The 22,639-nt window shown below is 55.7% G+C and carries 19 protein-coding genes; 14 read left to right on the top strand and 5 right to left on the bottom strand.

Annotated features, from left to right (window positions below; all coding sequences use genetic code 11):
- Positions 1-27 precede the first annotated feature (27 nt).
- From ACLQMU_RS08255 to ACLQMU_RS08210, 10 genes are all read left to right on the top strand, one after another.
- Positions 28-357, top strand: coding sequence for a P-II family nitrogen regulator (locus ACLQMU_RS08255; RefSeq protein ID WP_422150354.1), 330 nt, complete (start codon positions 28-30; stop codon positions 355-357).
- A gap of 251 nt (positions 358-608) precedes the next feature.
- Positions 609-965, top strand: coding sequence for a P-II family nitrogen regulator (locus tag ACLQMU_RS08250; RefSeq protein WP_424040340.1), 357 nt, complete (start codon positions 609-611; stop codon positions 963-965).
- Entirely contained in the window at positions 962-1,414 is a 453-nt protein-coding gene (locus ACLQMU_RS08245) for a P-II family nitrogen regulator (RefSeq protein ID WP_424040338.1), read from the top strand. Before ACLQMU_RS08250 ends, ACLQMU_RS08245 begins: the two co-directional genes overlap by 4 nt.
- Before the next feature lie 223 nt (positions 1,415-1,637).
- Positions 1,638-2,612, top strand: a complete 975-nt coding sequence (locus tag ACLQMU_RS08240; protein ID WP_424040336.1) for a serine/threonine protein kinase — start codon at positions 1,638-1,640, stop codon at positions 2,610-2,612.
- 786 nt (positions 2,613-3,398) lie between these two features.
- Complete coding sequence (locus tag ACLQMU_RS08235; protein WP_424040334.1) at positions 3,399-3,566, top strand: hypothetical protein; 168 nt, start codon at positions 3,399-3,401, stop codon at positions 3,564-3,566.
- 478 nt (positions 3,567-4,044) lie between these two features.
- Positions 4,045-7,038, top strand: coding sequence for a CheR family methyltransferase (locus ACLQMU_RS08230; protein ID WP_424040332.1), 2,994 nt, complete (start codon positions 4,045-4,047; stop codon positions 7,036-7,038).
- 417 nt (positions 7,039-7,455) lie between these two features.
- Positions 7,456-8,673: a sensor histidine kinase gene (locus ACLQMU_RS08225; RefSeq protein WP_422150383.1), complete on the top strand. Its 1,218-nt coding sequence runs from the start codon at positions 7,456-7,458 to the stop codon at positions 8,671-8,673.
- 3 nt (positions 8,674-8,676) lie between these two features.
- Complete coding sequence (locus ACLQMU_RS08220) at positions 8,677-9,057, top strand: response regulator (RefSeq protein WP_422150384.1); 381 nt, start codon at positions 8,677-8,679, stop codon at positions 9,055-9,057.
- Positions 9,058-9,166: 109 nt separating this feature from the next.
- Positions 9,167-9,457, top strand: a complete 291-nt coding sequence (locus ACLQMU_RS08215) for a hypothetical protein (RefSeq protein WP_422150385.1) — start codon at positions 9,167-9,169, stop codon at positions 9,455-9,457.
- Between the two features lie 416 nt (positions 9,458-9,873).
- Positions 9,874-10,614, top strand: coding sequence for a metal-dependent hydrolase (locus tag ACLQMU_RS08210; RefSeq protein ID WP_422150386.1), 741 nt, complete (start codon positions 9,874-9,876; stop codon positions 10,612-10,614).
- A gap of 114 nt (positions 10,615-10,728) precedes the next feature.
- On the opposite strand, the gene ACLQMU_RS08205 is transcribed toward ACLQMU_RS08210, so the two are convergent.
- The 4 genes from ACLQMU_RS08205 to cooS form a co-directional block, all read right to left on the bottom strand.
- Positions 10,729-13,782, bottom strand: coding sequence for a response regulator (locus tag ACLQMU_RS08205; protein ID WP_443673649.1), 3,054 nt, complete (start codon positions 13,780-13,782; stop codon positions 10,729-10,731).
- A 358-nt stretch (positions 13,783-14,140) separates the two neighbouring features.
- Entirely contained in the window at positions 14,141-15,010 is an 870-nt protein-coding gene (gene nudC / locus ACLQMU_RS08200) for an NAD(+) diphosphatase (protein WP_422150388.1), read from the bottom strand.
- Positions 15,011-15,441: 431 nt separating this feature from the next.
- Positions 15,442-16,293, bottom strand: coding sequence for an ATP-binding protein (locus ACLQMU_RS08195; RefSeq protein ID WP_422150389.1), 852 nt, complete (start codon positions 16,291-16,293; stop codon positions 15,442-15,444).
- Entirely contained in the window at positions 16,290-18,251 is a 1,962-nt protein-coding gene (cooS, locus tag ACLQMU_RS08190) for an anaerobic carbon-monoxide dehydrogenase catalytic subunit (protein ID WP_424040328.1), read from the bottom strand. Before cooS ends, ACLQMU_RS08195 begins: the two co-directional genes overlap by 4 nt.
- Before the next feature lie 273 nt (positions 18,252-18,524).
- Between cooS and ACLQMU_RS08185 the strand changes: the two genes are divergently transcribed.
- Both ACLQMU_RS08185 and ACLQMU_RS08180 read left to right on the top strand, forming a co-directional pair.
- Entirely contained in the window at positions 18,525-19,730 is a 1,206-nt protein-coding gene (locus ACLQMU_RS08185; protein WP_422150391.1) for an MFS transporter, read from the top strand.
- Between the two features lie 52 nt (positions 19,731-19,782).
- Complete coding sequence (locus ACLQMU_RS08180) at positions 19,783-19,965, top strand: hypothetical protein (RefSeq protein ID WP_424039916.1); 183 nt, start codon at positions 19,783-19,785, stop codon at positions 19,963-19,965.
- A gap of 117 nt (positions 19,966-20,082) precedes the next feature.
- Here the strand turns inward: ACLQMU_RS08180 and ACLQMU_RS08175 are convergent, their stop codons facing one another.
- Positions 20,083-20,469 (bottom strand): hypothetical protein, encoded by a 387-nt coding sequence (locus ACLQMU_RS08175; protein ID WP_424039918.1) that lies wholly within the window; start codon positions 20,467-20,469, stop codon positions 20,083-20,085.
- Positions 20,470-20,703: 234 nt separating this feature from the next.
- Here ACLQMU_RS08175 and ACLQMU_RS08170 point away from each other — a divergent pair, with 234 nt between their 5' ends.
- Positions 20,704-21,657, top strand: a complete 954-nt coding sequence (locus ACLQMU_RS08170; RefSeq protein WP_422150394.1) for an aldolase — start codon at positions 20,704-20,706, stop codon at positions 21,655-21,657.
- Positions 21,658-21,755: 98 nt separating this feature from the next.
- A complete protein-coding gene (locus tag ACLQMU_RS08165) occupies positions 21,756-22,343 on the top strand; it encodes an HdeD family acid-resistance protein (RefSeq protein WP_422150395.1) in 588 nt (195 codons plus the stop codon).
- Positions 22,344-22,639 lie beyond the last annotated feature (296 nt).

Here is a 22,639-nt window from a genome sequence, read left to right as displayed (position 1 = left end):
CACCGTAAACACAGGATGGGGATCATTATGAAACTGGTTAAAGCAATCCTCAAACCACAACAGTTCGAATTTGTCAAGAAAGCATTAGAAGACAAAAATTTCGTCAGCATGACCGTAACCGAGGTCAGGGGCCGGGGCGAGCAGAGAGGAATCTCCCTCGCATACCGGGGTGGCGTGATGAACATCGACATGCTTCCCAAAACCCAAATCGAGATCGTCGCGAGGGAGAAAGATGCCGGTGCCGTGATCAACACCATCATCGAATCCGCAAGGACCGGGAAAATGGGCGATGGAAAGATATTCGTCCTCCCGGTTGAAAGGGCGATCCGGATCCGCACCGGGGAAACGGAGGTCTGACTGGAGACACGTGCGCCACCGAGGTCGAAGATCAATCTCTTCCATAAAGGCCCCGGGTCTCACTATCCCGTGGCCGGTTTTCAGGTGTTGAACACGTATATGCAGGAACTGCCAGGACCGATGTACATTCAGTTTTCCCCGGATTCTTTTATGACGGGTTGTACGTATTATTATCCCGGATGCTGCCCTGGCCCGTCACGGGAATTCATACATGTCCAGGTTCAGGCATACAGTACGGATGAGTGTCTCTTATGAAGATGATCTGGACCATGATCCGGCCGGAGTCGGTACAGCCGGTGATAACGGAGCTCGACAATGCAGGGATCTGTGGTATGACCCGCATTAAGGGGACAGGTTTTAGCAGGGATTTGGGGGTCACCCCGGGAAATATCCAGAACCCGGAGATTCCAAAAGAGATACTTATGCTTGTTGTCCCGGACGCAGAAGTTGCCAAAGCAGTCATGCTCATACGGACTGCAGCAAAGAGCGGTCCGAAAAATATTGCAGAAGGAGGAATGATCGACTACGGAAATATCTTTGTCACCTATGTCGAAGAATCGTTTCCTATAAGGACAGCCGGTAAAACCGGCGGGATTCTGAAGATATGAAGCAGATCCTTGCTATAATCCGGGACGACCAGGTCGGGCAGACTACCACTGCCCTCGCAAAAATCGGCATCCGGGGCATTTCATTCCTGTATGTCACCGGCCGCAGCGGCCGCGAGAAAGGAACGGACAGTGCCCGGGAACAGCGTGGGGTCCTGAACCGGGACTGCAGGATGCAGCTGAAGGGCAAAGAAAGTTCTCACCGACCAGCAGTATCCGGTGATGAAATACCCGGTGATTTGTCATCCCCTGGAAAAGAATCCGGTTATGGTTTTTTACCACGGCGGATGCTTATGATCATCGTGGACGATGATGATGTTGAAGTAATTGTTCGGGCAATTCTGGGCGCCAGCAACACCGGCGATCTGGGTAAGGGAAGGATTTTTATCTGCCCGGTAATCAGCACTATCCCGATCAGCAGTGGTGAAACGGGAGAAAAATCCTTGTCATGAAGAGGGGGAATAGAGTGGTATTGGAGCAGGCGATTGGCAGAAAACCGGACCACCGTTTTTTTGGAGGTGAGGGCAGCAAAAACAGTAATTTACCTGATCCGGGGTACATTCAGCATAAGGTAATAAAGAAATGAAAATAATTCCTGATGAGTGTGCAATCATCTGTTTTGGATCCCAAAACACCCGAGTACGCAGATTTCAGATAGAGCCGTGAGGTGCCAAATTGTATAAACCTGGGGAAATTGTATGCGATTATAAAATAATTGAATTTATGAGCCAGGGCGGGTTCAGCCAGATCTACAAGGCATATGATCCCAATGGGCAACTGGTCATACTTAAATTCCCGGATGTATCGTTACTCGGCGATCTCGCAACCTACGAGCGTTTTCGCCGTGAAGTAACTATCGGGCAGAAGTTGAATCATCCGGCAATTCCACGAGTAATTACCTTTAAAGAAGGGTCTGACTGCGTATTACTCGCCCTCGATTACATCGAAGGCAAATCGCTTCGAACCTATATCAGCGAAAATGCCCCCTTACCGCTTGACAAAGTCCTCTCTCTCTCCGATCAGCTCACCGAGGTGATCGAGTACCTTCATTCCAACAAAGTCTATCACCGGGACCTGAAACCTGAAAATATTATTGTCGGGCCCGATGAAAAAATCCACATTCTCGACTTCGGAAGCGCGTTGCTTGAAGGTTCCCGGCGGGTAACATGGCGGTGGGGATCGAATGCCTTTGGCACACCGGATTATATGGCACCTGAACAGATTCAGGGAAAACGAGGGGATTCGCGTACTGACGTATACGCATTGGGGATGATTGTCTTTGAAATGCTGACCGGCACCCTGCCATTTCACGGGGACAATGCTCTTTCTGTTATGAACCAGCACCTTACGGCAGTTCCCGTCTCACCCCGAAAACTCCAGCCATCAGTACCACCCGGCATTGAAGCCGTAGTGCTCAAATCGATACGCCGTGATCCCGAAAAACGCTACCAATCCGCCAGTGCGTTCCGGTATGATTTGCAGCATTATGCAGAACTTGATCTATCACAATTCCAGCTTGAACCGGAGCCGTCGGCAAGCGGGATGCTGACCGACCGCCAGATATGGCTGCGCAGTATATTGATATTTTTTGCATTCCTGGGAGTTGCAGCATTACTTGTATTGGTCGTATACCTGATGCATCACCGGTAAATGGTAGTATGCATGATATACTGTAAAAAAGTGAAGATTTCTTTTCCCCGGTTGCCCGGGAAATCTCTGAAAAAAATTGCTTTCATCCCCCCACACGGCCGGCATCAACCGGCAGTCAAAAAACTTCGATGTCCGGGCACTCAACGAAGTTGCCCGGGCGGGATAACCCTGTCAGAGAACTTCAGGAACCAGGACAGGATCCGGCGCCTGTTGTCCCGCTCCTTCCAACACCTCAAAATACGCCCGTAAAACCGTCCGATTCCCTCACTCAAAAATCAAAGCTCATATTTGCCTTAATTCGTCAAAATAAGCCCAAATTGAGCCCCATATAATGCCCTTTAACGCTTAATATCGGCCCATTACAGGCCACTGTTTTCCTTACCTGCCAATTCCCATCCGGGCTCAAAATCAGCCTAAAAACCGCTTCTATGAGGTCTTTTTATTTCGCCCGATTGCCAAAATACGGCTTATTTGGGCTTATTTTTAAACGGAGCCCGATACGGGCTTCTTTTTGGGGTGAGGGAGGGGGATCTGGGCTCAAATTGGGCCCGGATTTGTGGATCCCCCTATTGCTGAATCAGACATTCCGGGGGATCTTCAAAGCGTCCCCCACGAGAGAGGCGATTTCTTCCCTTGCAGATCCTGTACAAACAGTCCCGGTTAGCATCTCCTTTTTCATTCTGTTTTCAATCGGTATCGGTTCCGGGGTAATGTCGGCAATATCTGTGGACTTGCATACCGGATTTTCGCTAATACCCCACTGATGTAATATTCATCCAGCGCGCGATGAAGGCGGACGTGGATGCAGCGATAGAGACGTTCGGGAAAAATGAGCATGTGAAGAAAGTGTTCTGGGCCCTGTTTGTCTCTATGGCCGGGCCGGTTTTGGCCCGGGTCCTGGACCCGGTGACGGCGCAGCAGGTGGTGGGGGTGATTGCCGGGAGGGGAGGGTGATTTTTTAAAAATTTTTGATAAACCCTTTTTCAGTTTAATTTTTTTTCAAATCGCATCCTCATCGTGCTTGGGACTCCTGATAAGATCCAAATCCTTGAAGATCGATTGAGCTATTCGTCCAGGAATCGAAAAGAATTGTACCGGGCTCTTACGTATCCCACTTTTTTAAAAGAGGAAAAGAAAAAAAGATCTGTTTCGTCTTCAGTTAGTGCTCGCTATTTCACCTCATAGAATTTTCCGGGCCATACAATTTTCCTGGCAACTGCCAACGAAACGGCGTCGGTAATAAGTTAGGGACGACACATATCAATTATTATCCCAAAAAACAATATTGCCCATTATAAAATCGCCCGGCTTCCCGAAGGGGAAATTATCCGTCTGCGCGACACCACATAGGAAGATCCAACAATTACCATGGGTACAAGTTATATCTTAATCGGCAGTCCCTGCAAAAGGGGACGATTTCGAGGATGAGGATATGGCCGCAAAGAAGAAGACAATCAGACCAAAAATAGCAAATCTTTCGGGGAAACCCCCCGGGGATATAAAGAAACCTGATGTGAAAACCGGTTTTCCCATCATCGGTATCGGAGCATCGGCAGGTGGGCTTGAAGCCTTCGAGCTTTTTTTTAAGGAAGTCCCCGCAGACAGCGGCATGGCGTTTATCCTCGTCTCCCATCTCGACCCCGGCCACGCGAGCATGCTCGCGGAGATCCTGCAGCGGGTCACAAGCATCCCGGTTGTCGAAGCAAATAACCAGATGGCAGTTGAGCCCAACCATGTCTATGTCATCCCGCCCAACCGGGAACTGACCATCTTCCACGGGACGCTCCAGCTCGGCGTTCCCGGCCTGCTGCGGGGGCAGAGAATGCCAATAGACACGTTCCTGCGGTCCCTTGCAGAAGATGCCGGCGAGAAAGCGATAGCAGCAATCTTCTCGGGAAGCGGAACTGACGGGACGCTGGGCCTCCGGGCTGTGCTGGGTGCCGGCGGGGTTTCATTTGTCCAGGATCCTGCGACCGCAAAATACGACAGCATGCCCGCGAGTGCGATCCAGAACGGTCTTGCGACCTTCGTTTTCCCGGTAGAGAAGATGTACGGGGAAATCGCAGATTACGTTCATACGTATCTCGTTCGTAAGATCCCTTCGCCCCTGCCGCCTCCAGAAGGAAAACACCAGTATATAAAAATCCTGATGATCCTCCGGACAAAGACCGGCCATGATTTTTCCCTGTACAAGGAGAACACGATCCGCCGCCGCATCGAACGGCGCATGGACATGCACAGCATCGAAGACCCCGATGCTTATGCCCGGTACCTCGCCGAGAACCCATCCGAAGTCCGTCTCCTGTTCAAGGAACTTCTCATCAACGTGACCAGTTTCTTCCGCGACCCGGAAGCATTCGAGGTTCTCAAAACAGAGATCCTCCCGCCGCTCCTTATTGACAAGCCGGAGAATTATGTTTTCAGGGTCTGGGTAGCCGGTTGTGCGACCGGCGAGGAGGCCTACTCCATCGCCATGGTCCTGCGGGAATGCATGGATACGGCCCGGCACCCGCTCAAGGTCCAGATCTACAGTACGGATATCAATGAGGACGCGATCGCGGTTGCCCGTGGCGGGGTATATCCTCCCAATATTGCGATCGATATCTCCCCGGAACGGCTCAGGCGGTTTTTTATCAAGGAGGAGACCGGGTTCCGGATAAAAAAGGAGATCCGGGAGATGGTCGTATTTGCCGTGCAGGACGTAACAAAAGATCCCCCGTTCACCCGGCTTGACCTGATCAGCTGCCGTAACCTCATGATCTATTTTGAACCGGAACTCCAGAACCGGCTGCTGCCGGTATTCCATTATGCCCTGAACCCCGACGGGGTTCTCTTTATCAGCCCTTCGGAGAGTATCGGCCGGTTCACCGATCTCTTTGCACCGGTCAACAGAAAATGGAAGTTCTACCGGGCCCGGCAGTTCATTCCTTCCGCCCGCACGGAACGGATATTCAATCTTCCCGTTGCCACAGGCCAGGCCGGCCGGGAGCTGGCCGCAACACCGGTGGGGACAAATTTTGTCGAACTCACCCGGGGGATCCTCCTCCAGGCCTATGCACCTCCCTCGGTGATCATCGATGCTGACGGCACCATACTCTATGTGCACGGGGATACCGGGAACTATCTCCGCCCCGCCCCCGGCCAGGCCAGTCTGAATATTATGGAAATGGGCCGCGACGGGCTGCAGCTGGGCATGAGCAAAGCCATCCACACTGCGATAAAGACAAAATCTCATGCGATCGCCCGGGGGGTGCCGGTCAGGACAAACGGCGGGGTGCATCATGTCGATATCACGGTCAGGCCGCTCACTGACCCCGGAACGGCAAAAGAACTCCTGATCGTTAGTTTCCGGGATGCGGGACCGGAGGAAGCAGAAAAATCCCTCCACCGCACGCCACCGACAGGGAAGGGGCAGTCGAAGAGAGTAAAAGAGCTCGAGCAGGAACTTACGTATACCCGGGAGAACCTGCAGGCACAAATGATCGAGATACAGGCTGCGAACGAGGAACTCAAATCCACCAACGAGGAACTCCAGTCCACGAACGAAGAACTGCAATCCACCAACGAGGAACTCGAAACCTCCAAGGAGGAACTCCAGTCAGTCAACGAAGAGATCGTGACCGTCAATGCGGAACTGCAGGCGAAGATCGAGCAGCTCACCGATATCCAGAACGATATGAAAAACCTCCTTGACAGCACAAATATCGGGACGATATTCCTGGATCAGCGTCTTTGCGTGAAACGGTTTACCCGCGAGGCAGTGCACGTCTTCCGGCTGGTCGCGACCGACGCGGGCCGCCCGCTTGCCGATGTCAAGTCCATCATCGTTTCCGGGGATATCCTTGTCGATATTCAGGAAGTGCTCGACACCATGGTCCCCCGGGAAAAGGAGGTGCAGACCACGGACGACCGGTGGTACCTCGCCCGTTTTACCCCCTATCGCACGTTAGAGAATGTGATCGACGGGGTGGTGATCACGTTCACCGATATCACCGCAATAAAATCGATGGAGGTCGAGATCCGGCGGGCCCGCGAGGTCGCGGAGAATATCATCGATACCGTGCGGGAACCGCTCGTCGTGCTCGATCCTGAGTTTAAGGTTGTCTCTGCGAGCCGGTCCTTTTATTCCACGTTCCAAGCGGCGCCCGGGGAAACGATCGGGCGTAGTCTTTTTGAACTGGGAGACCGGCAGTGGAACATCCCGCAGCTCCGCGAGCTGCTGGAAACCGTCCTCCCCGAAAGAACCAGTTTTGAGAATGTCGAAGTCGACCATACATTCCCCGGGATCGGGAAACGGAAAATGCTCTTAAACGGCCGCCGGATCGAAAGCGACCGTGGCGAATCCCGGCTCATTCTCCTTGCAATGGAAGACATCACCACCCGTTCACCGGAAAAGGCACCGGTGAAAAAAGGCCGGGGTACCTGACGGGGTGCCCCGGTTCGGCCTCATAGCAGGGTCACAGGGTTAAACAAGCGAGGGCCAAAATCCGGGACTGTTATGCAATCAGACCTTTTCGCGATCCCGGTGAGCCGTCCCCCGTGCCCGGTACTGCAAACGATACGTTTATCCCGTCCCCCCGGCTTCTTAGCCTGAGTGTAATCGCGACGCCATTTTCCCTGCGTGAGATGATCGATAACGAAAAAAAGTAAGCAGTCCAGACCAGCCTCTCCCATAAAATCCGGAAACATCACCCCGACGAGTACGGAGCCGGGCCATCTCCCCGGAGCCCTCGCTTGTGCAGAGGTACCGGTACGGTCAAAAAACCGGGAAACCCGGGACCGGCAGGACCTGCGGCAGATCGCAGAGACCCGCCTCGCTGAGCATCTGCTGGTTCCCCCCGGTTTGACAGCCAGGTCCTCCGCACAGGTCCTCCACGAGCTTCGTGTCCACCAGATCGAGCTGGAAATGCAGAACGAGGCCCTCCGTGAAGCGCAGTGCGCCCTCGAAGAATCCCGTGACCGGTACGCAGACCTGTATGAATTTGCCCCGGTCGGGTACCTCACTCTTTCGAAAACTGCGGTTATCATTGAAGGGAACCTCACCAGCGCCACAATCCTTGGGGTTGACCGGCGAAAACTGGTCAACAGCCGGTTCGGGAGATTTGTTACCGACGATGACCGTGACCGGTGGAACCGTTATTTTGTCAGTATCCTTCGTACCGACGACAAGCAGGTCTGTGAGCTGAAACTCAGCAAAGGTGACGGCCCGGTTATCAGTGCGAGGCTCGAAAGCGTCCGTCTGGAGCGGGGTGATGCAGATCCCATCATCCGGATGGCAGTCAGCGATATCACGGACCGGGTGAGCGCCGAGGAGAACCTTGCCCTCAAAAGCCATGACCTCGATGAACTGAAATCTGCCTACGACACTATTGCACGAGGGCAGGAGAAATTGCGGCAGAACGAAGCGAGGCTGACCGAGGCACTTGAAGAAAAAGAGATCCTCCTCTCAGAGGTTCACCACCGGGTCAAGAACAATCTGACCGCGTTCATCTCGCTTCTCAGCCTTGATGGTTCCTATGAGGATACCGAGGGAGGTAGGGCCCTCAGGAAAGACCTCCAGAACCGGGCCCGGAGTATGGCCCTGATCCACGAGACCCTGTACCAGACCGGGAAATTCTCGAACGTCGATATGGAGGTCTACCTGAATAATCTCGTCCGCCAGATCGCCGACACGTACCCGGAGAGCATGAATATCCGGACCGTTGTCGACGTTCAGGGAGTCGCTTTAAGTCTCGACCGGGCCACTACCGCCGGCCTGATCATCAACGAACTGGTGACTAACTCCCTCAAGTATGCATTCCCGCCGGGGTTCGACTGCATGGCAACCCGGGGAGAGCCCTGTACGATCAGGGTCTCGCTTGCCCGCAAAGAGGGGAGGGATGTACTGGCAGTGGCTGATAACGGCCGTGGATTCCCTGAAGGGTTTGATCCCCTGACAGCAAAATCGCTCGGCCTCAAGCTGGTGAACTTCCTTGCCCGCCACCAGCTCCGGGCGGAGATAGACATCCAAAGAGAGAGGGGCACTGCATTTGTTTTCCACCTTAAGGAAACCGGGGATTAACACATGACAGGAAAAATCATACAGATTGTGGAAGACGAGGGCCTGATCGCCATCCACCTGACTGAAATACTGGAAAAAGCCGGGTACAGGGCTTCCGACCCGGTTTTCTCCGGAGAGATGGCACTTTTGGCGCTTGAAAAATCTCCAAAGCCCGATCTCATCCTGATGGACATCGGGCTTGCAGGTTCGCTTGACGGGATCGGGACCGCAAGAAAAATCCGGCAGCAGTATACTATCCCGATCATCTTCCTGACCGCATATTCGGACAGGAGCCGGATTGAACAGGCAAACGAGATATCGTCCTTCGCATACCTCATAAAACCGGTGTCCGAAGAAGACCTCCTTGCTGCAATAAGAGACGCACTGGACGGGAAGTCAGGATAAATGAAAAGAGGGCACATGGACCGGTGCGGAGATCACTCTTGCATTCATCGGTGCTGCAGTTCTGTTCCTGCCGCTCTTTGTGTTCCTGCCCAAGCTGATCCAACGGGCGATGAAGACAGATGTGGACGCAGCGATCGAGACGTTCGGGAAAAATGAGCATGTGAAAAAAGTCTTCTGGACCATGTTCGTCTCTATGGCCGGGCTGGTTTTGGCCCGGGCCCCGGACCCTGTGACGGCGCAACAGGTGGTGGGGGTGATTGCCGGGATGGGGGGGGATGATCATCATGAGGGGGGCAAATGCTCCCTCCCTTTATCCGCGATGTGTACGTGGACTGCGAAAAAGTGGGTCTTTTTCGCCCGCATCCGGCATGATGGCCACCGTTGGAGAAATCTCACATAAATCTGCATTAAAAGAAAAGTGTTATGCCGGGGTTTTTACCGGTGCACATTCACTTTTGCGGGCCGACTTTTTCACCGGCACTGTTCTATGTCGCGTAAGATACCCCTCTTCTCCCCCCAGATTTTCCTGATGCAATTCAAACAAAATGATCGTTTAAGACACTCCTGCAGGCAGGGGATGCGGTATACAATCCGTATAGCCTGTCGTTTGTCAATTAATCTTAATGTACATTATTTAAAAATAAGTAAAATCCCAATACTTATATGCAACTACGCGAGAGTATTTTGCAGATAACCGGCGGGAATACCAGCCCCGCCGGTTTTTGATCGTCACCGATCCCGGCTGCATCACGGCTATTGCCACCGCAAAAAACCTGCGGTTACGATAAATGCCGGACATGTAGGGAGCCAGAACTCATGATCACCCGGCATCATATGGCACTTGCCCTGATGTGCGCTCTTATTTTATGTAGTTCCTTCTTTCTGTCCGACCCTCTTCTCATGGTGCTGGTCATTGCCGGTACCTGTACCGGTGTCCTCCTGCCCGATATCCACATGACCCGGCCAAAACATCTTACCTTCCGCACGTTCGCGTGGCTCATCGTCCAGTTTCCCCGGCGGATATGTGCCCCGCTCATGTGCCGGATCTCTGCACGCACCCGGCACCCGGTCCCGGATCCTGCGGACAAGCGCCTGACCCACTCCCTTCCCGGCGTCCTGTTCATTTTTGTATTCACCAGCGCCTTTCTTTACCTCCCGGCGTTCCTGGCAGACCGTGCACTTGCCGGATGGATCGCTGTATTCCTGGGCGGCATACTCCTCGGCATGGGGCTCCATCTGGCTGAAGATCTCTGCACGAGAAAAGGTATCTTTCCCTTCTTCCCGTTCAGCTCCCGGGCAGTCGCCGGTTCCATACGTCCCTGCGACCGGACCGACCCCCGGATCGCCCGGTATCATATCCAGCACGGTACCGTGCTCATTGTCCTTTTCTCGCTTGAAAGCGAAGGCATCCTGGCACCGGCCCTCTTTTCACCGCTCAGTGTCGCCGGTATCGGCATCTGCCTGGGTACCATGGTATACTTCTCTGAAGTAGCGGTCCGGCAGGATCGCGGGCCCGCAGGTATCATAAAGGCGCCTTCACCGGCAAAGACTACCTGATCGTATAAAATGAGGATCACAAAAAAGTGATCGTTGCACCAGCCCTGTTACGATCTTTGATGTACTAAAACTACGGTCTTTGTAGTCCTCAAAAAGTGCGGGTGGTGTGGTTGTTCATTTATGTGCCTGGTATCCCATCGCGCGGGCAAGTGCGACAAGCTCTGCGAGCTGCGCTTCCTGTCGCCCGGTCAACCGCCTGCCTTTCTGGATCAGGCGCCCGAGCTTCACGATCCTGATACGATCCTCATGGCTAAGTGAGCCCGCATTGTGAGCCCATTTCACCAGATCGAACCACTGCTGGCGGCTGAATGTCGGAACGCCGGCGTCCGTAACCTGCCCCGCTGTTTCCTCACCGGATACGCTTTCGGTATCGGCCGCACCGGCATCATCGTCACCGGTTTCATCGTCGTCACAAGTATCCTCCGCATCATCCGGATCATACTCCCCGGTCGTAGTGTCTTTGTAACCTGATGCACCGGTTTCCCGGACAATATTCCCGGCCTCGCCGCCCGGTGCCCCGGGGGCCCGGGTCGCATCCGGCAGCTCGTCGATATCGAGGTCCTCTGGCTCTTCAAAGAGGTCTTCCACGCACCTGATCGTGACCCGGGGCTCATCCGGTTCTTCAGCCGCATGTAAGGTATCTGGATCTGCCGGTGCCGGCGGTACCGGTATTAACCGGTCAATCTCTTTGCGGGCCAGTGCCTGCGGCCCGTGCGTAATGATAACGGGAAGATCCGGCCCTTTCATGACGATCGCGTGGTTTTCAACCGGGATTTCTTCTAGTGCGGTGGAAGGGATACGGGGTTTTTTCCTGAGTTCGACAAGGGCATCTTTTGCCTCGGCATATGCCTCTTCAGCCGCATGCCGCTCCTCTTTTTCTGCTGCAAGTGCGGCGGCAGCCTGTTCAATTTCCTGGTTGAGAACCTGCACTGCTGCTTCTTTTTCGGCCTGCTCCCGCTCGGCATCGCGAAGCTGTTCTTCCAGCGACCGCTGACGTTCGAGTGCAGTTTTAAGATCGCCTTCGAGTTCTCTAACCTGATCTTCGCGGCGGACATCCCCCGTCGCTTTCTCGTCGGTTATCTTTCGGAGTTCCTGATCGGCCTGCTCCTTTTCCCGGGCTGCACGCAGTTCGTTATCCTCTGCCCTGCAACGCGCTTCGCGCTCTGCATCAAGGGCATCTGCCAGGCCCTGGATTTTTGCAAGGAGTTCACGTTCGTGTGCCGCCGCCTGCTCTCCGGTGGTATCAAGGCTCCTTTCGACCCGCTCCTTTGTCAGGGTAACCTCCGAGAGTTTCTCTTCGGCTGCGTGGCGCAGGCGCTGTTCGGTCTCCAGTTCATCCTGGACCCGTTCCATCTCGGATGCAGCCGAGCGGGCAAGTTTGTCGGATTGCGCTCCGGCAAGCACGGCCGCAGCGAGTTCTTCGTTCAGACCCTTCTGCGTACCAAGCGCGGCGTCCCGCTCCTGCCGGACCTGCACCAGATCGGAGCGGGCTTTCTCCAGGTCCTGGCGGAGCGCACAGATGCTGTCGTTAAGTGCCTGCAGCTCCCCGTCCTTTGTCTCTGCCAGTTCCCTGACACTCTTTTCTGCGCCGGCACGCAGGTATTTTTCCTCATCAAGGGCAGCAGCAGTAGTGTCCAGCCGCTCCTGTAATGCCTTGAGCTCCCGGGCAATCTGGTCTCCTGCCGTAGCGATGCGGGCAAGTTCAGCTTCGCGTGATGCGTTCTTCTGGCGCTCGGCACCAAATGATTCCGTGAGCGCATCGTATTTCTGCTGGAGCGCTTCATGGTGTGCGAGGAGCGTCCCTTTCTCGGCGGCAAACGCCGCTTCTTTTTTCGCTGTTTCCTGCGCGAGCGTGCCGTACTGTTGCTCCGCGGCTTCCCGGTGCTCTTTTTCGGCAGCCAGTTCGTCAGCGAGCCGCAGGCATTCCTGCGACTGCTGCTTTGCCTTTTCGGTAATATCCCCGACCATCTGCCGGAGATCCTGCTCCGACATTGCTTTCGCCTGCAGGATGGACTTGACTTCCTGTTCAGCCGCTTCCGATCGGTTCTTCTCGCCGGCAAGGGCGCTTTTTAGCTGCTCGATCTCGATAGACCGGGTACCAAGTGTTTTGTGTGCCTCGTCGTGTTTCTGCGCAAGCTCGGCAACCTGCGTCGCCAGTTCATCCCGGTGCCCGGTAACGTCTGCGAGTTCTTTTCTTGCCTCTTCAAGGTCCTTTTGTGTCTTTTCGAGATGCTGGTTTAAGGTCTCTGCATCGCCGCGGAGTGCATGTTCGAGTTCATCTTTCTCGGTCCCGAGCGTACGGATCGTATCCTCTGCTTCTGCAAGCCGGGCGCGTGTTGATTCGAGTTCCTGCGTAAGCCGGTTGATTTCATCCCTGTTTCCGGCAATGGCCATCTCTTTCTCTTCAAGCCGGGAGCGCAGGGAATCTCCCTCTTTTTTCTGCCCTAAAAGAGCATTTTCGGTATTCTCCAGCTCGTGCGTCTTCCCGTTCAGGAGCATCTGGAGACGGGCTGTTTCCGTACTGAGTTCGCTCGTTCTGTCGGCGACCCTGTGTTCGAGCGTGGATTTCAGGTTGTCAAGCGTACCCTGCACCCGGGCCAGTTCCCCGGCCCGGTCGACAGCGATCTCAAACGAGGAGAGCAGGAATTCCAGGAGTTTCCTGCGATCCGCCATGATCACGTAATCGTGATCTTCGTGCCGGATCTTGAACTGGGTCCTGACTTTTTCAGGATCCGGTTTTTCGACCGCTGATCCGAGCATGGTCTCAATCAGCGACAGGAGATACAGGGGATCGTACGGCCGGGCGATAAAATTGTCCGCATTGCTGTCAAGGACGATCAGGAGGTCGCCGAGGCTTGCTACACCGGTGAGAAGGAGCACCGGGACCCTCCAGAGATCGTCATCGGCCTTTATCTCGCGACAGACATCGTAGCCATCCTGCTCCGGGCTGGTGGCATCGCAGATGAGGAGGTTGGGTTTTCCGGCACGAAGGGTCTCGAGCAGTTCCGTTCTGTCGGAAAAAAAGGTAACCCGGTATCCCTCCGACGTCAGCTGATCGCTGATCAGCTGCGAGGCCCGGGGATCTTTGCAGAGAATGAAGACATCGATGGCGCTGTCCCCGTCAGGGATGTCCGCATCTGTACCTGATGGTTCAGAATTCATCACCATTGCTCTCTAACAGAATTAAAAGGCTTTATATTATATCTATGTTTATATCGCCTGCGGTTCTGTCAATCGCCCGCATTCGTGTGCGCAAACCGGCCGGGATGATTAAAAAAGAATTTTTTTCTCGTGTCAACCTTCTCTTTCGACAAAACGACGATGCACCGGGAGACGGAGAAGAGCAGGCCTGCCCCGGGACTACCCTTTCGCTTGAGCGATGCCGGTGTATTACATTCCCGGGAGGCATGGTTTTGCAGGCGACGTATCAGATCGACGGGAGAGAAAGATAGCCTATGCAAGGATCTCCCGCAATATAAAAAGAAATAAAAAGAAATTTTTCCGGACTCTGGGTTTTTTTGTGCTTTTAGGACAAGGGAATTTTACGCTCCACCCACGAGTCGATAAGAGCCCTCGATATGCTCATTTTTGCGGGAAGCCCGGGAAGGTTATCCCGGCCAAACCAGCCTGCGAAAACGATCTCATTGTTGTCGATAGAAATTTCACCACCGGCATAGTCGGCCACAAACGCGATCATGAGCGAGTCGGGAAACGGCCATGGTTCGCTTGCAAAATACCGGATATTTTTCACCGCAATGCCTACCTCTTCCAGCACCTCGCGGCTGACGGCATGCTCAAGCGTCTCGCCCGGCTCGACAAAGCCCGCGATCACGCTGTGCATCACGGCCGGGAACCGGGGGGAGCGGGCCAGCAGGATCTCCTCACCCCGGGTGATAAGCACGATGATCGCCGGTGAGATCCGCGGATAGATGACCAGATCGCAGGCCGGACATCTCTTTGCCCGCTCGGAAAGAACCGGCAGGGTCTCATGCCCGCACCGGCCGCAGAACCGGCTCGTTTTTGACGATCCGATCGTACGGACGGCAAATGCCGCAACGGCGAGATCCCTGTCCGGGATCCTGCCATAGAGATCCCGTATACCGATAATGACCCGGTCCCCCGGGATCGGGGCACCCTGCTGCAGCTCTGCCGCGTAGCAGGGTACTGTACCGATGTGCCCGAGGTATTCGACAATGCCCGGCTGCGACGGCCCGGCTTCTGCATAGATCTGCGGGTGTTCCCCGTTTCCGATCGCTACGCCCTGATCGGAGACGAGTACCCAGAGTGCTCCGGTCGCCGGGATGTCGGGCACCCGGGGGTACCGCGGCAAAAGGGCGGTGGCCGAGAAGACCGCATGGTGAGCGGAGGGATCGGGCGAGGCGGTGTGTTGCATCATCAACATACTCACGAAGGGTGAGAAACATTTGGTGCGGCCCACGATAAACCCGTGGCTTGCACCTTACCTGCCGGAAGCTTGCGGCATCAGCGAAACAGGGCATCCTGTCCCTTTTTACCGGCTGATCGCGAATCCCTGTTTGAAAATCTAAAATAACCGGTTCCGGGGAGTTTCTCTCCCACCCTTTCTTTACGCCCCTGTATGATTCGGCAATGTCTTTACCCCGCACGCTTGAGGGCATCCCCGCATAGAACCATACCTCCCGGGAAGATACTATCCCACGGTCACGAAAGCAAAAAGGGGAGGATTAAAGGACAGGTACGTTCCCTCCCGTCTCTCTGATAACCAGGTCCTTTTGGTGAAAACGGGTTTTCTCCCGGTCCAGAAACCTTCACCCCCTGCCCTCCGGCAGAGATCCGGATCATGCCCGGTCAGGAGCCCTCCGGGACCCAGTTCTCGCACCGGCCGGCAATGGCTGCCTCAAGGGTCCGGACACTGCTGATAAATATCGATTCACCGGCAAGGAGCGGGGTGACCGCAGGTTCGGTCCGGCCGACCACGGGATCATCAGGCAGGACGATGGTCTGTGAAAACTCCGCGACACCCCCGATATTCCCGCAGGTGTTCTGTACTTCAGGGTCTTCCAGTGCACGGTTGATGGCGAGAATAACCTTTTCTATCCCGAGCTGCCGGGCGAGCGCTGCCGATTTCCGGGCAACGGATACGGCGTTGTAGGAATGATCCGTCACCACCACTGCGCAGGTGAACCCTTCGGCGACAGCCCTCCCGAAATGTTCGAGTCCGGCCGGGGTGTCAAGGATAATGACCTCGTCGGCAAGGAGCCGCATGTGCCGGAGTATGGCGGAAAGCAGGGTATACTCGGGACACAGGCACCCGCCACCCGCCTCTTTCACGCTTCCCATGACAAGAAGCCGGAGGTTGCGATCGACCGGCACCGAAAACCGGTCGATCACATCGCTTACATCGGGGTTGAGCGTGAGAAGCCCGCCCGGGGAAACGTCCGACCCGGCGCCGGTCTTTTCGCGCAGGTAGTCGGCACTCTCCGATACCGGCACAATCCGTTCCGCGTCAGCCCGGGGGATACCGAGCGTCGCCGCGAGGTTCTGCTGGGGGTCGCCGTCGATCGCAAGGACCCGCATTCCCTCGCGGGCAAACAGGTGGGCGAGGAGCGCCGCAAGGGTGGTCTTCCCGACCCCGCCCTTCCCGGTGATGACAACCCGGATCCCCTTTTTTACCGGCCGGGTCCCGGCTGGCCCGCTCATATCCCCAGCTCTACGCGCTTCTTTTCGATATGGTTCTCGATAAGCACGGCCGCCTTGACCGGGTCAGGTTCAACGGCAAAGCTCGCGTTCACGGCACCTTTGAGGCCATCGGTGAGGAGCGAGACCACGGCCGGGCTGCCGGAGATATGCGGCATCACGCCGAGTACGGTATAGACACCGGAGGCAACGAAGTAGGCGCCGATCGAAACCGCCTTCTGCGAATACCATTCCGGTGCTGCGCCGGCGATGGGCAGCTTGTGGATCGGGACATTGAGCGCATTGCCCAGTTCGGCCGCGAGCACGAGGATACGCGAGTTATCCACGCACGAACCCATGTGCAGCACGGGCGGGATTTTTAACGATTCGCAAACCGCACGCAGGTCGTCGCCCGCGAGAGCCGCTGCTTCCGGCCGGAGAAGCCCGGCCTTTGCCGAGGCAATCGCCGCACAGCCCGTCTCGACACAGAGGATGTTTTTCTTTATGAGCGCCTTGGACAGGGTCACGTGGCCGTAGTCATGCTTCACGTGCGGGTTGTTGCACCCGACGATCCCGACCGCGCCCCGGATCTTCCCGGCCGCGATGAGATCGATGAGGGGTTTGAACGAACCCCCGAGCGCATTTTTAATCGCTTCATTGGAGAACCCGGACATGAGCGGGACCGGCTTACCCGGGATCAACACCCTTTTCGGGTTCCGGTTCTTGAAGTTCTCGACTGCCATCCGGACGATCGCTTTTGCAGTCAGGAATCCTTTGTCCGCATGGAAATCAAAGAAATACGAACCCGGCATTTTTGCCTTGGCACTGGTGGAGATGATCAGCGTGTGGAAGCAGCTGGCGGTCCGTGCAAGCGAGGGGAAGATACACTGGTAATCGACAATCATCGCCTCGAGGGCACCGCTCGTGATGACCAGTTCCTGGTTTAAGTGGTTACCACTCATCGGGATGCCCTTGCGCATCAGGAGCTCGCTTCCCGTGCAGCAGAGCCCGACGAGGTTGATCCCTTTCGCACCGTTTTTTTTGGCGAGAGCCACGAGTTCGGGGTCCGCAACCGCCTTGACGACCATCTCGGAGAGCACCGGGTTATGACCGTGGACCGCGATATTGACATGGTCTTCCTTGAGCACCGCAAGGTTGATCTGCGATGATTTGATGGTCGGCGTGCCGAACAGGACATCGGAAATATCGGTCCCGATCATCGACCCGCCCCACCCGTCAGACAGGCTGCAGCGCAGGCCCTGCAGCAGGATGTTCACATAATCTGCCCCGACCCCCATCTGGATCCGGTGCATACAGTCCACGACTTCGCGGTCGATCCCCCGTGGGGAGATCCCGAGATTATCCCAAATCTCCCGGGTCGCTTTCGGAGCCCGGTTGAGAAGCTGGAGGGTGTTTTTCACCATGCCGTACTCTTCGAGCATGGCGCGGCCGAGTTCGGCAGCGAGTTTCTCGCTGCTCTTACCGTCAGGTGAGATGCCGTACTCTTTTGCGATCACGCGCAGTTTTTCCGGATCGGCGATGCCGTAGTCTTTGGTCTTGCCCATCCCCACGAGATACAGGGTTTCGAGGATATCACGGCCGTGATCGGAATGGGCCGCTGACCCGGTCGCGATCGTATCAAGCAGGTTGCGGGCGACAATCAGGTCGGCATCGGCACCACAGACGCCCCGGATCCGGTGGGGCGGGATGATCCGGCACGGGCCCATGGCGCACCGGTGACAGGAGAGCCCGGCCTCGCAGTATTTGCAGGGCGGCTGCTGCATCTCGTACCGGTCCCAGACGGTCTCGATGCCGTCCTTCATTGTCCTCTCAAGGAGGGGTTTTGCATTCTCGTCGATCGTCCGCTCTGCAAGTTTCTGTGCGATCAGCGCCGGGTTCATAAGGGCCATCCGGACGCGGTCCAGCTCGCAGACATCGAGGCGTTCACGGACCAGCACGGGTTTTGGTTCTTCATCTGCCATAGATCGTTCACTCCTTCGATACTCGATATGTGGTGATTTTCTATCGGGGATATATAGTGTTTTGGTATATTGTCAGGGAGTGAGAGATGACGGATAACGTTTACCAGCGGGACCGGGTCTGCACAGATAACGACACTTTTCTCAAATCACCTGCCTTCTCCGGTGCGAACGCGATCTCCTGACGATGGCAGGCGAAAATACACGAAAAACAAGAGAGAACCGCCGCGGTAAAATCCTCAGCTTTTATCAGGTATCCCCTCCTGATATACCGTTATGAAGTGGCCCGGATGGCTGAACCGGATCGTTGTTGGTGCCGGGCTTGCAAGTTTCTTTGGCGATCTCGGGTACGAATCGGTGACCGTTCTCCTTCCCTCGTTCCTGATCCTTCTCGGCGCTCCTGTCTTTGCCCTCGGAATTATCGAAGGCCTGAGCGACGGGGCATCCAGCTTCGTCAAGCTTTTCTCGGGATATTTTGCCGATAAGCTGGGCAGGCGGCGGGGGTTCGCGCTGGGAGGCTCGGTCGCGACCGCTGTCTTTCCTGCAATCGTCGCCATCGCGTCCTCGTGGTATGGGGTACTTGCGGGGAGACTCGTCGGGTGGATCGGCAAGGGGATCCGCAGCCCCGCCCGGGATGCAATTCTCTCGAAATCGGTAGAGAAGAAAGATCTCGGCAAGGCCTTCGGTTTCCACCGGGCCGGGGACACCCTCGGGGCAGTCGCCGGGCCTGCCCTGGCCCTCGTCCTCGTTGCATCGATGGGTATCCGGGAGATCCTCTGGCTGGCGGTAATCCCCGGTATCCTTGCATTCGTCGCAATCTGGCTCTTCCTGCGCGAGCGCGACGCGGCCCCGCACCCGCGACCCCGGCCTCTTGTTGCATCCATGCGGGGACTCCCGTTACGGTTCAAGGCTTTTCTCGGTGCAGTCCTCGTCTTTGGGATTGCGGACTTCTCCCAGACCCTGCTCATCGCCTTTGCCATCGTCAGTCTCACCCCGTCGCTCGGGTTTATTCCGGCAACCACCCTGGGTGTGGGCCTGTATCTTGTACGAAACATCGTCTATGCTGCGGCATCGTATCCTCTGGGGCTGCTCGGCGACCGCATCGGGAGGAGGCCGATGCTTATTTTCGGGTATGCCGTCGCTGTCGCGACCTTCATCGGCTTTGTCATCGCCCCGGCGAACGTGATCGTATTCGGTATGCTCTTTGCGATGTGCGGCATCTTTATCGCGGCCGAGGACACTCTTGAAAGCGCCCTCGCCGCTGAGATGGTGGAAGAGGAGTCCCGGGCGCTTGGCTTCGGGGCGCTCGCCACCATAAACGGGGTCGGCGATCTCGTATCGAGCGTGATGATCGGGTTCATCTGGACATTCGTCGGGTACAGCGCAGGTTTTATGATCGCAGCCATCATCGCCGCTGCGGGGACAGTCCTTCTTTTCTGGACTACCAGGGGGGCCTCCGGCGCCGGGCGATCAGTGAACTGACCGGGGAAAGCGTGGCACCATCATTATCGCCTTTTCTCCTCCCTGTCCCGATATGAACCCTGTTTATCCGCTCACATGGATCGTTTTTGTGTTTTCGCCCCTCGCTCTTGTCGCCACTGCCGCCGCCACCACGAATGTCGTGCAGGTCTTTGTCAACCCGGGCAACGGGAGCGTCGGCATTAATTCCACCGACAAGGTGGCCCGGGAATTGCTTTCCGGGTACTGCAGCCTGTAGGCATTTTTGTATTAAGGGATGGCGTAACAATCTGTATCGGGTGATGACGGCCTGCATCTTCTCACCCTGCCCGCACATGAAAATTCCTTTCATTCCTGCATTTTTCCACATGATCCCTCAAAGACCCCAGCCTTCAATCCGGGCCCAAAATGGCCCCCGATTACCCTCTTCACACCCGAAACAAAGCCCGCATCGGGCCCCGATTAAAAATAACCCCAAATAGGCCGCATTTTTGAAATCGGACGAAATAAAACGGACCCGATAGTGCAGTTCTTTTGGCTGATCGCAGGTCACATTGCCGATTACACGATCCGTAAAAAAGATGCCGCCAGAACGCGGATACAGGGCAATAAAGGGCATTATATGGAGCTCAATTTGAGCTTGTTTTCGTAAACTGATGGTTAAAAACAGCCGGATTTTTGGGGAGCGCAATCGGACGGTTTTACGGGCGTTTTTCAGGCATCGTAAAAGGGACAACCTGCACCCCATCCAGTCCTGATTCATGGGATTCTCCGATCAGGATACTCGTCCAGTCAAAGGGATTCGCAACGAATCCATACACGGCCGGGTCCTGTTGCACTTATCGTTGGTCGCCGATCTTTAATTTCGTAAAAATATTCACATCAACCGCCAATGCAACTGCACCCGATGCGAGCCTTGCATGCGCGAACCGAAAACATCCTATGCCGGCGCACCCGAATATCAACGGTAAGTATTATTGTTTGCGGGGCCGTCTTGATGCCGTATACCATCAGTCTCATTTCTCCGGAAGAAAAAGAGCAGCTGGCAGAACGCTGTGCACCACGGGTAAAATACGAGATTAAATCCGAGATCTTCGGCTGCTGCATCAAGCTGCTGTCCGATGATCGGGCACTTCCCGGAAAATGGCAGGAGAACTTTTATCCGATGTCCCAGAATATCCGGTCGCACGGCCGGCTCTTTGTCTTCTCAGACCCTTCCTGCGCTGAGAACACGGTCCGGTTTGACCCGTATTCGAAGACTGCGTTCCTCTTCAACGTCTCCTACTATGGCTGGGTCAAATCGATCGCGCTCGGGCTGTGCGGCGATATTCTTGAAGACGAACACGGCATCTCCTCGGTCCACGGCGCCTGCGTGGATGTCGGGGGAAAGGGGCTTGCCATGGTCGGGATATCGGGTGCAGGGAAGACCACGCAGACCTATGGCCTCCTCCGCGACCCGCACGCCCGGATCATATCCGACGACTGGTTCTTTGCCCGGGTCTTCGGCCCGGAGATCCTCGCGTACGGATCGGAGCGGAATTTTTACATCCGCCAGGACCTTTCCGCCATCTGGAAGGAGTACGATGGCCTCGTTGAGGCGGAAGAGTACGATGCGGACGGGCGTGCGGTCGCCGACATCCGGTGGGTCGTAGGCAAAGGGCGGCTGCTGCCCCTCACCACTCTTTCGACCATCATCATCCTCAAGCGGGACGCCGCCGACCCGCAGGTCCTCTGCCCGCTTGAAAAGGGAGAAGCGCTCGACCTTTTTACCGGAAACGGCTACTTCAACCCGCACCTGCTCGTGAGGGATACCCGCAAGACCGCACTCCGGGACCGGTACATCAGCGACCTCATCGGGCGGACGGACTGCTACCTGCTCAATACGACCGGGACGCCAAAGACGACACAGGATGCGGTCCGCTCGGTCCTCGGCATGCCGGGGAGCGGATAAATGCGGCCCGGATAATCCGGTAACAGTGCGTGCTTTAAAAAGCAAGATTAAAATATCCCCGCGCCAGAATTCACGTATAACTATTGAGGTATTTTTGTATGGCTGAAACTGCTGCAAAACCGGAATCGTGCGGATGTTTAAGCGGGTGCTGGGCACCCGGGCTCTTTCCGTGGTGGGTTCTCCTCCTGTGGGGGTTCCTTGCCCTGATCCTCGGGGTCATGTTCCTTGCCTCGCCCGGCATTACAACGGTGATATTCATCACCTTCCTTGGCGCGTACTGGTTTGTCGGGGGTATTTTCTCCCTTGTGAGCCTTGCTGTTGACCGGACGAACATGGGCTGGAAGGTCGTCCTTGCGATCCTGAATCTTATCGCAGGTATCATCGTCCTTTCCTACCCGTTGTACAGCACCTTCTTCCTCCTGACGTTTGTGATCATCATCATCGGCGTCTGGGCATGCATCACTGGTATTGCCCACCTGTATCACGCGTTCTCGCAGAAAGATGCGGGAAACGGCATCCTCGGGATCATCAGTCTCGTCTTCGGGATCCTGCTGCTTGTGTTCCCGCTGATCTCGGCCGCACTCCTGCCGTTTATTGCCGGGATCTTTGCCATCGTCATCGGAATTGCCGCTATCGTGACCTCTTTTGCCGCAAAGAAACAGGCCCCGGTGGCACCGGCCCCGTAACGGCCAATCCCTCTTTTTAACGCACCGTCCTTCATTTGCCAGATATCCGGCATTTTCCCGCGAACATCGCCGGGGTTCATGAAAGATTCATGCGCAGACAATGATGGCCCCAAAGCACCGGGCAAAACCCCCGGTTCCGGAGAAAATCACCCCGGTATCATGAGGAGATCGTTATTTCCCTTTCATGAATGATGAGTGTCCCCTCCCCAAAGGGATCCCCCCGGCAGATTAACGAGGGGTGCGCATACCAGAAAAACTCCCTTCCCCGCCGTGCACCGGAGGGGCCCTGAGGCGGT

The sequence above is a fragment of the Methanoregula sp. genome, assembly GCF_052325125.1.
Lineage (GTDB): Archaea > Halobacteriota > Methanomicrobia > Methanomicrobiales > Methanospirillaceae > Methanoregula.
Note: the sequence above shows the minus strand (reverse complement) of the source record. Positions and strands in the feature narration are given on the sequence as shown.